11 protein-coding genes and 1 pseudogene are annotated in these 15,392 nt (G+C 60.5%); 10 read left to right on the top strand and 2 right to left on the bottom strand.

Features of this window, described 5'->3' with window-relative positions; all coding sequences use genetic code 11:
- From V5D86_RS03960 to V5D86_RS03940, 5 genes are all read left to right on the top strand, one after another.
- Positions 1 to 2,022, top strand: a complete 2,022-nt coding sequence (locus V5D86_RS03960; RefSeq protein ID WP_414595404.1) for an NADH-quinone oxidoreductase subunit L — start codon at positions 1 to 3, stop codon at positions 2,020 to 2,022.
- 1 nt (position 2,023) lies between these two features.
- The gene (locus V5D86_RS03955) at positions 2,024 to 3,526 is read left to right on the top strand and encodes a complex I subunit 4 family protein (RefSeq protein WP_414595403.1); all 1,503 of its coding nucleotides are present in this window, start codon (positions 2,024 to 2,026) and stop codon (positions 3,524 to 3,526) included.
- A complete protein-coding gene (locus V5D86_RS03950) occupies positions 3,526 to 5,007 on the top strand; it encodes an NADH-quinone oxidoreductase subunit N (protein ID WP_414595402.1) in 1,482 nt (493 codons plus the stop codon). Before V5D86_RS03955 ends, V5D86_RS03950 begins: the two co-directional genes overlap by 1 nt.
- Positions 5,008 to 5,108: 101 nt before the next feature.
- Entirely contained in the window at positions 5,109 to 6,074 is a 966-nt protein-coding gene (locus V5D86_RS03945; protein ID WP_414595401.1) for a polyprenyl synthetase family protein, read from the top strand.
- A gap of 4 nt (positions 6,075 to 6,078) precedes the next feature.
- Positions 6,079 to 7,164: a geranylgeranyl reductase family protein gene (locus V5D86_RS03940; RefSeq protein ID WP_414595400.1), complete on the top strand. Its 1,086-nt coding sequence runs from the start codon at positions 6,079 to 6,081 to the stop codon at positions 7,162 to 7,164.
- A 267-nt stretch (positions 7,165 to 7,431) separates the two neighbouring features.
- Here the strand turns inward: V5D86_RS03940 and V5D86_RS03935 are convergent.
- Positions 7,432 to 7,590 (bottom strand): annotated as a pseudogene (locus V5D86_RS03935) (nucleic acid-binding protein); the annotation flags it as partial.
- Between the two features lie 114 nt (positions 7,591 to 7,704).
- On the opposite strand from V5D86_RS03935, the gene V5D86_RS03930 reads away from it, so the two are divergent.
- The 4 genes from V5D86_RS03930 (at position 7,705) to smc (ending at position 13,862) form a co-directional block, all read left to right on the top strand.
- The gene (locus tag V5D86_RS03930) at positions 7,705 to 8,277 is read left to right on the top strand and encodes a CDP-2,3-bis-(O-geranylgeranyl)-sn-glycerol synthase (RefSeq protein ID WP_414595399.1); all 573 of its coding nucleotides are present in this window, start codon (positions 7,705 to 7,707) and stop codon (positions 8,275 to 8,277) included.
- 5 nt (positions 8,278 to 8,282) lie between these two features.
- Positions 8,283 to 8,813 carry an orotate phosphoribosyltransferase gene (pyrE, locus tag V5D86_RS03925; protein ID WP_414595398.1) on the top strand — a complete coding sequence of 177 codons (531 nt, stop codon included), beginning with the start codon at positions 8,283 to 8,285 and terminating at the stop codon, positions 8,811 to 8,813.
- On the top strand, positions 8,810 to 10,120 hold the full coding sequence (locus V5D86_RS03920) for an HAD-IIA family hydrolase (RefSeq protein WP_414595397.1): 1,311 nt from the start codon (positions 8,810 to 8,812) through the stop codon (positions 10,118 to 10,120). Before pyrE ends, V5D86_RS03920 begins: the two co-directional genes overlap by 4 nt.
- A gap of 157 nt (positions 10,121 to 10,277) precedes the next feature.
- Complete coding sequence (gene smc / locus V5D86_RS03915; RefSeq protein WP_414595396.1) at positions 10,278 to 13,862, top strand: chromosome segregation protein SMC; 3,585 nt, start codon at positions 10,278 to 10,280, stop codon at positions 13,860 to 13,862.
- Here smc and V5D86_RS03910 read toward each other — a convergent pair.
- On the bottom strand, positions 13,789 to 14,595 hold the full coding sequence (locus V5D86_RS03910; protein WP_414595395.1) for a hypothetical protein: 807 nt from the start codon (positions 14,593 to 14,595) through the stop codon (positions 13,789 to 13,791). The two genes, smc and V5D86_RS03910, sit on opposite strands and share 74 nt — an antisense overlap.
- A gap of 139 nt (positions 14,596 to 14,734) precedes the next feature.
- Here V5D86_RS03910 and scpB point away from each other — a divergent pair, with 139 nt between their 5' ends.
- Positions 14,735 to 15,262, top strand: coding sequence for an SMC-Scp complex subunit ScpB (gene scpB, locus V5D86_RS03905; RefSeq protein ID WP_414595394.1), 528 nt, complete (start codon positions 14,735 to 14,737; stop codon positions 15,260 to 15,262).
- Positions 15,263 to 15,392 lie beyond the last annotated feature (130 nt).

Raw genomic sequence — 15,392 nt, 5'->3', positions numbered from 1 at the left:
ATGTTCATAGAGTACACTTGGCTCGTGCCCCTCATCCCGATGCTGTGCTTCCTTATCATCGGTCTCGTTGGAAGGAAGACCCCCGAGAAGGGCGGCTACATCGCTGTAGCGGGAGCGCTGCTCTCGTTCATCATCGCGGTCCTGATCTCCTACGAGTATCTGACCGGCGATGTGTATCCCGCAGCTGTCTCCGAGGAGATCGCCTGGTTCCACATCGGATCCATCGAGATGCACCTCGGATACTACGTGGACGGCCTCACCTGCATGATGATGCTGTTCTCGTCGTTCATATCCACGCTGATCTTCATCTACTCCATCGGGTACATGGGAGATCAGGGACCCAGGAAGACCAGGTACTACGCCGAGGTCTCCCTGTTCCTCACCGGAATGCTCGGACTCATCGTCTCCAGCAACTTCCTCGAGATGTTCATCTTCTGGGAGGTCATGGGACTTTGTTCCTACCTGCTCATCGGATTCTGGTCCTTCAGGCACGACAACGGCGACGAGGCCTCTGCCAACGCCGCATCCGCCGCCAAGAAGGCCTTCCTCGTCACGAGGATGGGAGACGTCTGTCTCATGGCAGGTCTGTTCGTCCTCCTCGGGGAGTTCCAGACCCTCGACTACGGCACGCTGCTCGATCCCGAGGCCATCGCCGCGGTCGATTCCAACATGCTCATGCTCGGAATGCTGCTCGTCTTCGGAGGAGTGATCGGTAAGTCCGCTCAGTTCCCCCTGCACGACTGGCTTCCCGATGCGATGGCCGGTCCCACCACCGTGTCCTCGCTTATCCACGCCGCGACCATGGTCAAGGCTGGAGTCTACCTCACTGCGAGGGCCTGGCCCCTGTTCGTCCAGAACGCCGAGGTCATGCTCTTCGTCGGAATCATCGGTGGTGTAACCGCGTTCCTCGCGGCCACGATGGCTCTCAACAACATGAACATCAAGAAGGTCCTGGCGTACTCCACCATCTCCCAGCTCGGATACATGATCCTCGCTCTCGGAGCCGGAGGATACCTCGTCGCGCTCGGTCTCGAGACCGGAAGCACCACGCTCGCCCTTGCGGGAGCCGCCGGATTCACCGCCGGATGCTTCCACATGATGAACCACGCGTTCTTCAAGGCCCTGCTGTTCATGTGTTCCGGATCCGTCATCCATGCGGTCGGAACCGAAGATATGCGCGAGATGGGCGGACTCGGAAAGCACATGAAGATCACCTCGATCACAATGCTTCTCGGATCCCTGTCCATCGCAGGATTCCCGCTGTTCAGCGGATTCTGGTCCAAGGATCTCGTGCTCGAGATCGCCCTGGAGGCCGGACACGACGGAACCGTCTGGTTCACTGTCCTCTGGCTCCTCGCAGTCATCACCGCGTTCATGACCGCGTTCTACATGTTCCGCATGTGGTTCATGACGTTCATGGGCGAGGAGGGTCACGCCACCCAGCACTGCCACGGCGAGTCCCCGAAGACCATGACCATGCCCCTCGTCATCCTGTCCGTGTTCGCCGTCGTGAGCGGATTCTTCCTCATGTTCGGACTCGACGGAATGATCTCGTTCGACCCCAACACGTTCGTCGTGGGCGGCGGTCACAAGGAGGGCTTCGCATACTTCGGAGAGCTGTTCACCAACCCCTACACCTATCTGACCATCGTCCTCGCCCTCGTGGGTATCGGCATCGCGTACCTCATGTACGTCAAGAAGTCGATCTGCCCCGGCAAGTTCAACAAGAACGGAGAGTCCTGGCTCTACAAGGCTCTCACCAAGAGATGGTGGTTCCCCGACCTGTACAACAAGATCTCCTGGAAGCTCGGATACGGAGTCGCGAAGGGGGTCAACTATGTTGACAGACAGATCATCGACGGCACCGTCAACGGACTTTCCGCGGCCGTAGTTGGCAGTGGAGACTCCATCAGCAAGATGCAGACCGGTAACGTCCACGACTACACGTCCGTGGTCCTGCTGGGTGTTGCGATCCTGTCCGTGTTCTTCGTCGTGATCGCAGTGATCCTTGGAGGCATCTGAAATGGATTTCAACTCAATGATCCTGCCTCTGCTGGTCATCCTCCCGCTCATCGGAGCGGTCGCTACCCTCTTCATGGGCGGCGAGAGGCAGAAATTCGCAAAAATCGTGGCCGGAGTCTTCTCCGGAATAACCCTGATCGTGACGCTCTACCTGATGTTCGCCGGAAGCGGCGACTGGTCCGCGTACGACTTCAGCTTCGACTGGATCGTGACGGACTCCATCCAGATCCAGTTCGCCCTTGCAGTGGACGGACTCAGCATCCTGATGGTGTTCCTCAGCGCTCTGCTGACACCTCTGGTCATCCTGTTCTCCGCAGCGGAGAGCGACAGGGCGAACTACTTCCACACCCTCCTCCTCGCGATGGAGGTCGGACTCATGGGAGTCTTCATGGCGGCGGACTACTTCCTGTTCTACGTCATGTGGGAGATCACACTGATCCCCATGTACTTCCTGATCAGCTGGTATGGAGGACCCAGGAGGCACTATGCCGCCATCAAGTTCTTCATCTACACCCACGTGGCATCCCTCGTCATGCTCATCGGAATCTTCGCGATGGGCTGGCAGGCCATGGACATGGTCGGAGTCGCTGACTTCAGCTTCTCCTCGATGGCCATCCTCATGCCTCAGACGTCCCAGGTGTTCCAGGTCGCAGTGTTCGCACTGCTGTTCTTCGGATTCATGGTCAAGATGCCTTCCGTGCCCTTCCACACATGGCTTCCCGACGCACACGTCGAGGCGCCCACCGCAGGATCCGTCATCCTGGCCGGTGTCATGCTCAAGATGGGATCCTACGGTATCATCAGGATCTGCCTGCAGTGCTTCCCCGAGGGGGCCGCCTACTGGCAGTGGGTGATCATCGCCATCGGTATCCTGTCCATGGTCTACGGCGCCTACGCCTGCATCGCGCAGACCGATCTCAAGAAGATGGTCGCATTCTCGTCCATCAGCCACATGGGAATGGTCATGCTCGGAATCGGATGCCTGTCCGACATCGGAATAACCTTCGCAATCTTCCAGATGTTCGCCCACGGACTGATCAGTGCAATGCTGTTCATGGTGTGCGGATTCACCGGTCACGCCCTCGGAACCAGGGAGATCCCCCTGCTGGGAGGACTTGCCGGGAAGATGCCGATCTTCGCGACCTTCATGATGATCTCGTTCATGGCGTCCCTCGGACTGCCCGGACTTGTCGGATTCTGGGGAGAGTTCCCTCTCGTCTACGGATTCTACGAGTTCGTCCAGGCCAACGGCGTCCTCTGGCTGCTGATCTTCTGCCTGCTGACCCTCATGCTCACCGCAGGATACTACCTGTGGTCCATGCAGAGGACTCTCTTCGGGCCCGAGACCACCAAGATCGACCTCGAGCACGTGCACGACATCAGCAAGCCTGAGTTCGCGGCGCTCGCCATCCTGGCGATCCTCGTCGCAGCCTTCGGAGTCTGGCCCGATGCCGCACTTAGCTTCATCGACCCCTATGTCGACATACTTGTTGGGGTGATCTGATGTTCGTAGCTGACATATTCGGAGACTATGCCGCAGTGGCACCGATGATCCTGCTGCTCATCGCAGCCCTCATCATCCCCGCGGTCCATATCCTCGGAAAGAAGAGGACGGCCACCTGGGCGGTAGCCCTCGTGTTCGTCGTCGCATCCCTGCTGATCAACCTGTACATGCTCACTGAGGAGTTCACCGGAAGCACTCTCGGAATGTACGACTACAACGCGTACACCGGGCTGATGGTGCTGCTCTTCCAGATCGTGCTGTTCCTGGCGGTCCTCGTCTCCAACGCGAGCACCGAGACCACCAGGCTCCACGTCGGAGCGTTCTACTCCCTGATCATAGGTGCAACCACCGGTATGATGTTCGTCGCCGGGTCCTCGGATCTGCTGACCATCTTCGTCGGTGTCGAGCTGACCAGTATCTCCTCGTACGCCCTCGTGACCATGAAGAGGAACGACTCCAGGGCCGCGGAGGCAGGTGTCAAGTACGTCATCGTCGGAGGACTGTCCACAGCCCTCACCATCTACGGTATCTCGATGATCTACGGACTCTTCGGAACCACCGACATCGCGACCATCGCCGCGTCCACGGCTGTCACCGACATGACCTGGATGCTCGCGGTCGGTCTCGTGTGCATGGTCGCAGGATACGGGTTCAAGATCGCAGCGGTGCCCTTCCACATGTGGGCGCCCGATGTGTACGAGGGAGCCCCCTCCCCCGTCTCTCTGTTCCTGGCAACGGGATCCAAGAAGATGGGACTCGGGGTCTTCTTCCAGATCTTCCTGGTCCTGTTCGTCGCCGGATCGTCCCTCAGTGCGATCTGCGGGGAGGAGGTCCAGTACCTCTTCGCTATCATCGCGGCGTTCACCATGACCATCGGAAACGTGGTCGCAATCGCCCAGAACAACATCAAGAGGATGCTCGCATACTCGTCCATCGCCCAGGCAGGATACATCCTGATCGTCATGGCGGTCATGACCGAGTACGGTGTCGCATCCGGTATGTTCCACATGTTCACACACGTGTTCATGAAGGGCGGAGCGTTCCTCATCGTCGGTGCGCTCATCTGCGCCGGCATCGGTGAGAAGATCTCCGATTACAAGGGACTTGCAAAGAGGGCACCGTTCCTGGCTGCCGCGATGCTCCTGTTCCTGTTCTCTCTGGCAGGAATTCCCCCGCTCGCAGGATTCACTTCGAAGTTCTTCCTGTTCAACTCCGCCATCGGCGGGGTCGACGGAGTCACTTCCCAGTGGGTCTGGCTCGCATTCATCGCCATCCTGAACTCGGCCATCTCGCTGTACTACTACGCGAGGGTCGTCAAGGCGATGTACATCGAGAAGGGAAGCTCCACCGAGAAGATCGTGATCCCCAAGACCTTCCTGGCCGCCATCGTGATCTGCGTCGTCTTCGTGATCGTCCTGGGAGTGTACCCCACTCTCCTCTTCGATCTCTGCGAGACCGCAGCGTCCGTCCTGTTGGGCTGACGGCCCTTCAAACCTTTTAGAAACCACTTCGCCCCGTAGCTTCGTGCTGCGGGTGCTTCTCTCTTGATATCTCTTAAATAGGGAACGCGTATGTAGACGCAATGTCCGTACCCTGGCACTCGTATATTGCATCGGAGTTGGAGACTCTCGAGAAGCTCATGGAGAGGGATCTCGAGTCCGAGAACCCCGAGCTCACCGAGATGTGCAGATATGTCGTCGGCGCCGGAGGCAAGCGTCTCAGGCCCTCTCTGTGCATCCTGTCATATTATGCGTGCGGGGGAAAGGATGCCGAGAAGCCCATAAAGATCGGTGCAGGGTTCGAGATCATCCACAGTGCCACGCTCGTCCATGACGACATCAACGACCAGGGCGAGGTCAGGCGCGGGAGGAAGACCCTTCATCGCGAATATTCTGTCAGCAAGGCGATCATTGCCGGGGACTACATGTTCGCCATGGGATTCAGACTCCTTGCGGAGGTCGCACCGCACATCGTGGACTACATCGTGGAGGCCTCTGCCTCCATGGGTGCGGGGGAGTTCGTGCAGAAGGACTTCGAGCACAAGACATCCGTGACCGAGGCGGATTATCTCAACATCATTTCCAGCAAGACGGCCAAGCTCTTCGAGGCGTCTGCGAAGTCTGGGGCGGCCGTCGCCAACACAAGCGGCGAGAACCTCGAGGCGGTGGGCCAGTTCGCACTCAAGATCGGGATGGCGTTCCAGATCGTCGATGACACCCTGGACGTATCCGGGGACCCGACGAAGACCGGAAAGGCCGTGGGGACGGACCTCATCGAGGGAAAGCCCACCCTTCCCGTGATCTACGCCATGGAGGATCCGGAGGTAGGGCCTCAGATCCGCGAGATCTTCGTGAAGGAGTTCCCTACCGAAGAGGATGTCCGCAACGCGCTGGCACTCATACAGAGGACCGATGCGATCGCAAGATGCATGGAGAAGGCGAACGATATCGCCATGGAGTCGCGCGACCAGCTCGGGATCCTGCCAGATTCGAAATACAAGGACGCCCTTCTCGATGTGGCGGATTATGTGATCCGCCGTGAAAGGTGATCCCATGGACAGTGTGGATGTTCTCGTCGTTGGCTCTGGACCTGCAGGCAGCACCGCCGCAAGATTCGCGGCAGAGGCCGGAGCATCGGTCATGATGATCGAGAGGCGTCCCGAGGTAGGGGTGCCGGTCAGGTGCGGGGAGTTCATGCCCGGTCTGGCTGAGATCAGAGGCATGTTCCCGAACCTGGAGGATGCAGAGTCCCTCTTCGACATCCCCGACAGCCTACGCTGCCTCGACATCAAAGGGATCAAGCTTGTGGACCCGAAGGACGAGATCACCCTTCTGGACTTCGACGGGTACACGACGGATCGCGACCTCTTCGACCAATATCTCGCGGGACGGGCCGTCGAGGCGGGCGCGAACCTGGAGATGAACTGCAGCTTCGATTCCATCAGGGACGGGGTCGCGAAGACGTCCTCAGGGGACATACGCTACAAGGTCATCATAGGCGCCGATGGTCCCGGGTCCCGGGTATCCAGGAGTCTGGGCCTTCAGAGGAATCAGAACCCGTATCCCGCAGTGACGGCTCAGGTCAAGGGCGATTTCGAGCCGTACATGTACATGTATTTCGGGGGCATAGCCCCGGGGGCCTACGGATGGATCATCCCGAAGGACGGACGTGCCAATGTCGGCGTGGGATTCTCGCCGAAGTTCGCACAGGGGTCCCTATCGGGATTCTTCGACACCTTCGCGCAGAAGCGCGGGTTCACGGGCTACTCGAAGCTCGAGGGAAAGTACGTCCCGAGCGAGGGTCCCATACCCAGGACGGTCTCCGGGAACGGTATGGTCGTGGGCGATGCCGCCGGACAGGTCATATCAGTAAACGGAGGGGGCATACCTCTGGCGATGATCGCTGGCCGCGTCTGCGGACAGGTGGCGGCAGGGAACGTGAATGCATCGGCCCCGCTCTCGGATTACGAGGAGCAGTGGCGCAGGATCATGGAGAAGCCCCTGAAGACCGCGGCATTCAACAAGAAGCTCGCGGACATGTTCGCCTTCAGGTCTGAGAAGAGCACCGTCCTGTGCATGAAGATCCTGGGGGCCCGCAGGATGGGCAATCTGATCCGTTGCAAGCGCATATTCCCGTGATCGCTTCTTTCTGCAGGCTCTCATCGGAGAGCCGCAGATCGGACACTCGTCGGACCTCTCCTTGTACCATTTCTTGCAGCCGATGCACTGATAGTTCCATCTGACCACCTTCTTGATGCCCTTGGTGCCGACCGCACGGAATTCCAGTCCCAGGACGCGTGCGACGTTCTGGATGGAGTAGTCGTCTGACAGGATGGTCCCGTCGACGTCCAGAGCCAATGCAAGGACCGTCTTGTCCATCGGGGACAGCCTTCCTATGTCTCCCGTCTTCCGGGCGGCCTCGTCAACCCTCTCGAGCGATTCCTTGGAGCAGTCCGAGGTCCTGAGAAGGTCGCCCCAGAGGCTCAGGCGCGGATCGTCGAAGCTCTGAAGCTCCCTTATGACCCCTGTGGGACACACGTAGTCCTCGTCGGGCGGGGCATCCATAGTGAACAGCGCCGAGGTATCCAGAACGAGCATGAACTCGTATCATCATGGTCGTATTAATCCTGGTTCCCTGCACAGGTATTTACGTGTCCCTTCCGTACGGGAGTCGATAGCATGGATGTTCTCGGAGTCATCGTGATTATGCTCAACGGGCTCTGGCTCTTTCTTCCGGCGATGCTGCCCAATTCCGCGGCCGTGGTCTTCGGGGGAGAGACTAAGATAGACTTCGGAAAGTCATGGAGGGGCAAGAGGATCTTCGGTGACGGGAAGTCGTGGAGAGGGTTCTTCGGCGGTGCGCTGTCCGGTATCGCGCTCGGTCTCATCCTCATAGGGATCGCCGCACTCTTCGGGTCCGAAGACTATTGGGGCTTCGGAGGATTCTGGGGCAACGTCGGCGTGATCGCCTGCCTGTCATTCGGGGCCATATTGGGGGACCTGTGCGCAGCGTTCATCAAGAGAAGGCTGGGACTGGCCAGGGGCCAGAAGGCGCCGGTACTCGATCAATACGACTTCGTCATCGGGGCGTTCTGTGTCACCGCCCTGTTCTACCCCGATTGGATCTATGCGCATTTCATAGAGGGCTGGCACATAGCGGCCCTCATATTCATCCTCGTGATCATGTTCGCTATCCACAGGACGGCGAACATAATCGGATACAGGATGGGCTTGAAGAAGGAGCCCTGGTGATTCATATGAGTGAGCTTTCGGATGCTTTGAAAGAGTGCGGCGCACTGCAGTTCGGCGAGTTTACCCTCGCGTCCGGCGCGAAGAGCGATTATTACATCAACATCAAAAAGGCGAGCACCGACCCGAAGGTGCTGGGCCTGATAGCACGCCTCATGGCCGACAAGGTCAGGGAGAACGGCATCGAGGCGGACAGGATCGCAGGAGTGGTTCTGGGTGCGGTCCCTCTCGAGGCCGCGTTGGCCCTCGAGACCGGCCTTCCGTTCGTGATGGTCCGCAAGGAGAAGAAGGACCATGGCACCGGGAAGCAGATCGAGGGTGACCTCAATGCAGGGGAGACCATCCTCATGGTCGAGGATGTGGTGACCACGGCAGGGTCCTGCGTCAAAGGCATACAGGTCCTGAGGGAGGCGGGGGCGGACGTGAAGTGGGTCCTCTCCGTCATAGACCGCGAGGCCGGAGGTGCCGAGGCCCTGGAGGCCGAGGGCGTCCGTTTCATACCCCTGGTCAAGGGATCCGAGCTACTGGGAGAGAGATGAGGCCGGAACCGGACTGCAGGCTCTGCGGACTCTGCGAAGGACGCACACAGGTAGTCTACCCGGACGGGAGGCCCGGCGGGGTGGTGCTTGTGGGGGAGGCCCCCGGTGAGAACGAGGACGAGCAGGGAAGGCCCTTCGTAGGCCGTTCCGGCAAGATCCTCTCGGACATGATGTCCAGGCACGGATTCTCCCGTTCCGATGTCATGATCACCAACACCGTCAAGTGCAGGCCCCCCGGGAACAGGGACCCGAGCCCGGCCGAGATGGAGGCCTGCAGGCCCTTCCTGCAATCCGAACTGCAGAGTGCCAGACTGGTCGTGGGGCTGGGGAAGTCCGCATGTCGCGACCTGATGGGCTACGACGGTCCGATGGCGCAGGTCGCCAACAGGATCGTCAGCATAGACGTCGGCGGAAGGCAGGTCGACTTCATGCCGACGTACCATCCCGCGGCGACGATATACAACAAGGAAGCCCGTGCGAAGCTGGATGAGGCGATGGGAATGGTCGCGGAACGCATTGCACCGGACATGAGGTTCGGCGGGTTCATGCTGGACATGGACGGCACGATATACAAGGGCGGGCAGCCCATCCCGGGAGCGAGGGAGTTCATATCGTTCCTCAGGGAGCGCAGGATACCGTTCGTGTTCCTGACCAACAACTCCAGCCACGATCGTGGCTTCTACAGCGACAAGCTGCGCCGTCTGGGCTTCGACGCCTCCGAGAAGGACGTGCTCACATCCACCACCGCGACCATCCGCTTCCTGATCTCCGAGCGTTTCGGCAGGACGGTGTACCCGGTCGCCGTGCCCGGAGTGGTGAGGGAGATGGATGATGCCGGAGTCCCTATCGTGGACGAGGATCCAGACATAGTCGTGCTCACCTTCGACACCACGATCACGTACGAGAAGATCAACAAGGCGTTCCATTTCGTCAGGAACGGTGCGGAGCTGATAGCCACGCATCCTGACGACCTGTGTCCGACGGAGGACTCCTACGACATAGACATCGGGCCGTTCATAAGGATGTTCGAACAGATGTGCCAGACTACCGCAGTCGTCATAGGGAAGCCCAACCGTCTCATGCTGGAGATGGCCGCGCGCGAGATGGGCGTCAGGCCCGATGACACCGTCATGGTCGGGGACCGCCTGTACACGGACATAGCGATGGCGGACCGTGCCGGGACGCAGTCCATACTGGTGCTCTCCGGTGAGACAGACCGCGCCATGCTGGAATCGTCGGACGTCAGGCCGACCGTCACGCTCGGTTCCGTCGCGGACATACCCTCGCTCGTCGATAGGCTGTCCTGAGGCCGCGGACCTGCTTTTCTTTATATACCGCGCATGCGTTGTGTATTTGTCGCGTGCGCGGGCGGGAATTGAAGGGGTCCCGACCGGACCGTAACACATGCGGCATGGGATGCGAAGGGCCTATGGGAGGCCTTAGCCCGAAAGGGGTGTTTGACAGGTGCATTTGAAAGCGGTCGAGATGGAGAATTTCAAATCGTTCGGCGGTAAGCTAACAGTGCCGCTGATGGATGGGTACACTGCCGTGACGGGGCCGAACGGTTCCGGGAAGTCCAACATCACGGATGCCATCCTGTTCGTCCTGGGTCCGAAGAGCTCCAAAGCGGTCCGCGCAGGGAAGCTCACCGACCTGATCTTCGATGGGGGCAAGTCCCGGAGCAAGGCCGGGTTCACGAAGGTCTCCCTCGTGTTCGACAACAGGGACCGCGTGATGCCCTGGGACGATGACGAGGTGCGTCTCACCCGTCATGTCAAGATATCGGACAACGGTTCAGACTACAGTTCGTATTTCTACGTCAATGACCGCAAGTCCACGATGTCGGAGTTTGACAGCCTCCTGACCAAGGCCAGGATATCCGCGGACGGCTACAACCTGGTGCAGCAGGGGGACGTCACGCGCATCGTCCAGATGGGGAACCTGGAGCGCCGCCGCATCATCGACGGCATATCCGGGATATCCAGCTTCGATGCGGACATCGACAGGGCCAGGTCCGAGAAGCAGGAGGCGGAGACCAACCTTGACCGCATCGGCATAGTCATGGAGGAGCTGTCCCATCAGATCGAGAAGCTAGACAGGGACCGTCAGGACGCCCAGAGGTACATCGATGCCCAGGCGGCACTGGAGGTCGCCAGGGCCCAGTTCGCGCACAGGCGCCTGCAGATGGAGCTGTCCAAGCAGTCGTCCATCGCGGAGCATGTGGACCGTCTCGAGGGGAGGATCGAGTCCTGCGTCGAGACGAAGGCGAGACTCGAGGCGGACCGCGAGGCCAAGGAGAGGGAGATCGCCGACACCGAGAGGGAGATAGCCGAGAAGATCGGACCGGAGTACACCGAGCTCAAGAAGAGGATCGAGAACGCGAAGATCGACCTCGCCACGAAGAGCAACATGGTCGAGTCGGCGCAGTCCGACATGGAGGAGCAGGAGGGCTTCAGACAGACCTTCGAGGAATCCATCGCGGAGAACAACGAGCAGATCAACGTGCTCAGGCAGAAGTCCGTGGAGCTGGCCGAGAGGCTGGCATCGTCCGAATCGTCGAAGGTCGAGGCCGAGGCCGAGGAGAGGCAGATCTCCGAGGCGATATCCCAGACCGGAGGGGAGCAGAGGCAGCTCCAGGAGAGGCTGGATGGTCTGGATGCGGAGTTCTCGGAGGGGTCGGAGGCCCTCAGGACGGCGCAGGGACGTCTGTCCAAGGCGGAGGCAGCGGCCGACGAGGCGCACTCCGCGGTCGCGTCACTGGACGAGAAGATCCAGGGGATAGACTTCGAGATAAAGGATGCGGAGTGGAGCCTCGACCAGATGAAGGCCGAGGCGGGACCGAGCACGGAGGACTTCTCGAACAGGATCCTGGAGGCCAAGCGCAGGGAGGCCGAACTGGAGAGGCAGGAGGCCGCCCTCGACTCGATGTACCGCAGGATAGACTCCGAATACAATTCGATGCAGGCGGAGAAGCGCGTCTCCGACAGGATGAACCGCGGCGGTGCGGCCGTGGAGGCCATACTCTCGCTGAGGAACCGCGGGGAGATGCGCGGGATACACGGCACGGTGCAGGAGCTCGCGACCGTGGACAAGGAGTACGAGACCGCCCTCTCAGTCGCTGCAGGCGGGAAGATGATGGCCGTGGTGGTCGACGACGACCAGGTGGCCGCGGACTGCATATCGTACCTCAAGAGGGAGAGGCTGGGGCGCGTGACGTTCCTCCCGCTGACCAAGATGATGGGGGGCAAGCCCCGCGCCAAGGCGATAATCTCCGAGAAGGACTCCGAGGGCTACGCCATAAACCTCATAGATTTCGATCAGAGGTACCAGAACGTGTTCTGGTACGTCCTCGGCGACACGCTGGTCGTCCGGGACATGGATGCCGCCCGCAGGATAATGGGCGGGATCAGGATAGTGACCAGGTCGGGAGAGCTCGTCGAGGCTTCCGGGGCCATGGTCGGAGGGACGATCAGCCAGCAGAACCTGGCGAAGTTCGGTGCGGCGTCCGAGGACAAGCTCACGGAACTCGGCGAGAAGCTCCGCCACGTGCAGGAGCAGCTGGCGGACGTCCGCTCGAGGCTCCGCGGAGTCCGTGACGAGATCCGCTCGATCGACGACGAGATGCGCAGGGCCTCCTCGTCGGGGATGCAGCAGAGGGAGCAGATCGCACAGGTCAAGGGACGCGTGGAGGAGCTCAGGAAGGCCCGCAGGGCCTCGTCCGAGGACATCCGCGTCGCACGCGAGAGGATGGCGTCCGCAGACGCGGAGTTCGAGAAAGCGAGGTCGGAGTTCGGTGCGGCATCCGAGAGGATGTCCGCCGTCACCGACGAGCGCACGCGCGTGAAGGAGCGCATGGCGAAGATCGCGCCCGTGGAGCTCCAGACCCGCATACAGGCCGTGCGCGAGAGGCTCTACAACCTGCGCAACGGCATAAACGACCTGAGGATGCAGATCAACGGTGCCGAGACCGAGATAAACGGCCTCGGGAAGCAGAACGAGTCCCTGCAGGTCCAGCTGGACTCCGTCGTCCGGTCGATAGACGCGGATGCCAAGGCGATACGCGAAGGCACCGAGCAGATGGAGCGCTCCAGGTTGGACCTCAACGCCCTGAGGTCCATAGAGTCGCAGATGGAGGGCGGGATAGCCGACCTCCGCAACCGTAAGGACGCCCTCAACGAGGAGAGGTACGGGCTCGATGCAGACATCCGCGAGAAGGCCAAGGACATAGAGAACTCGAAGGCCTCCCTGGAGTCGTTCCGCGCGCAGTCGATAGCCGCGGCCGAATCCGTGGCGCAGTGCCGTGCCGAGGTCGAGGCGATCACCGTGGAGGTGCCTGAGCCGATACCCTCGGAGGAGGAGATCCGCAAGGCCATCAGGGCCCAGGAGAACACACTCGCGCGCATCGGGAACGTCAACCTCAGGGCGATCCAGGACTACGAGGAGAAGAAGGCCCGCTACGACTCGCTGGACATGGAGGTCGGCAGCCTCAACAGGCACATCAGGGAGCTCTCGGACCTCATGTCATCGCTCTCCGCGAAGAAGAAGGGACTCTTCATGAAGTCCTACGATGCCATAAACGAGAACTTCAAGGAGATTTACGCGGAGCTCTCAGGCGGAGGGGAGGCATACATGGGCCTGGAGGACGAGGACGACCCCTTCGCGGGCGGGCTGATGATAAACGCCAAGCCGAAGAACGGGAAGCTTCTGAGGCTCGAGGCCCTCTCCGGAGGGGAGAAGTCCCTCACCGCACTGTCGTTCATATTCGCCATACAGGAGCACCAGCCCTCCCCGTTCTACGTGCTGGACGAGGTGGACATGTTCCTCGACTCGGTCAATGCGGAGATGGTCGCGCGCAGGGTCAGGGAGAGCTCCTCGAAGGCGCAGTTCATACAGGTATCGCTGAGGAAGGTCACGCTGGCACTGGCCGATCACCTCATAGGGGTGACGAGGCCGCCGTCGGGCATAAGCAAGGTCATCATGCAGCCGGACCTGGCGGAGGTATCCCGCTACGAGGAGCAGGCTGCGGACAAGGGTCAGGAGTTGAGTTGAGATGGATGGGAACACCAGGATGGAGGATCTGGAGCAGCATCTGCTGTTCCACAGGGCCCTCGCCGATGACGACGAGGCCTTCAGGAGGATAGGGGGGTACATGGACATCCTCTCCCGCGCAGGCACGGGGGAGAGGCTCCAGGACCCGATAGACGAGTCGATCCGTGCCGTGTTCAGCCTCGTGCTGGACAACGGCATCGATCCCTGGGAGGTCAACCTCTCGGAATTCACCAGGATGTATGAGGAGAAGGTCACGTCCAACAGGTTCGACATGATCGTGGCGGGGAAGCTCCTGCTGATGGCATGGAAGATCCTGAGGCTGCAGTCCGAGTCCACCAGGGTCAGGAGCGAGCCGCCCGTGGACGTCGTCGAGGAGCTGGATGACAGCTTCTTCTATTCGGACGACGAGACGATGTTCGTCCCGGAGGTCAGCTTCCGCGAGGCGTTCCAGAGGCAGCCCGAACGCCCCGTCACCGTCTACGAGCTCATCGATGCCTTCGAGGATGCCCGCCGCGAGGTGGAGATCCAGAGGGAGCGCGAGCGCGTCCGCAGGGAGTTGAAGGCCAGGGAGCCCAGGACCTTCGACAACAAGGCCCATGACGAGGACGACGAGAGGGACGTGGAGTCCGTCTGGCAGAGGATCGAGAAGCTCGGCACCGGTCAGATCGACATACGCGACCTGTACACCGCGGACATGAAGGAGAACCTGACGACGTTCGTGTCCATACTCCATCTCGTGAGGGACGGCAGGCTGGCCATCTGGCAGGACGAGCTCCCGTACGGGACGATATTCCTCGAGATCAAGACTGAGTGGACCTCCGGGACGCTGGAGGACAATCCCGATGCGATGATCCCCGAGGCGGTGAACCGATTTGGATCCCAAGGCCGCCGTCGAGGCCGCGCTGTTCTCCAGCTCGGAGAACCTGAAGATCTCGGACATAGCGGAGCGCATCGGGATGCCGGAGGACCAGGTCCGCACCGCGATCCTGGACCTCCGCCGCGATTACGACAACCGCGATTCGGCGATCGTGATAGCCAAGATAGGGAACGAGTTCAGGATGATGCTCCGTTCCGAGTACTCGGACTTCACCGGGAAGTTCGGGAAGGCGGAGCTGTCCGGCGGTCTCATGAGGACGCTGAGCACCATAGCGTACAATCAGCCCGTCCTCCAGTCCGAGCTCGTGAAGACCCGCGGACCCCGTGCGTACGACGACGTCCACAGGTTGGTGGAGATGGACTTCGTGTCCGGCAAGCGTTCGGGGCAGACCCTCGAGCTCACCACCACCAAGAAGTTCTCGGAGTACTTCGGCATAGGGTCCACCAGGAAGGCCGACATCCGCAAGTGGATCGAGTCGCAGGCCTCCAACTCCAAGGACCAGAGGTCCGAAGGGTCCGAATGACCTCCTGTCCCGGGGCATCGCCCCCGGGTCCGCACATCATGTTCGTCGGGTCCTGACGGGCCGGGTCATATTTTTTCATAAATCATAAAATGGAACTGTCACAAATCATAAAATGGAGACATCATAAGTG

Source organism: Candidatus Methanoprimaticola sp. MG2 (assembly GCF_047501175.1).
Classification (GTDB): Archaea; Thermoplasmatota; Thermoplasmata; order Methanomassiliicoccales; family Methanomethylophilaceae; genus Methanoprimaticola.
The sequence above is the reverse complement of the archived record's forward strand: the minus strand, read 5'-3'. Positions and strand labels throughout refer to the sequence as shown.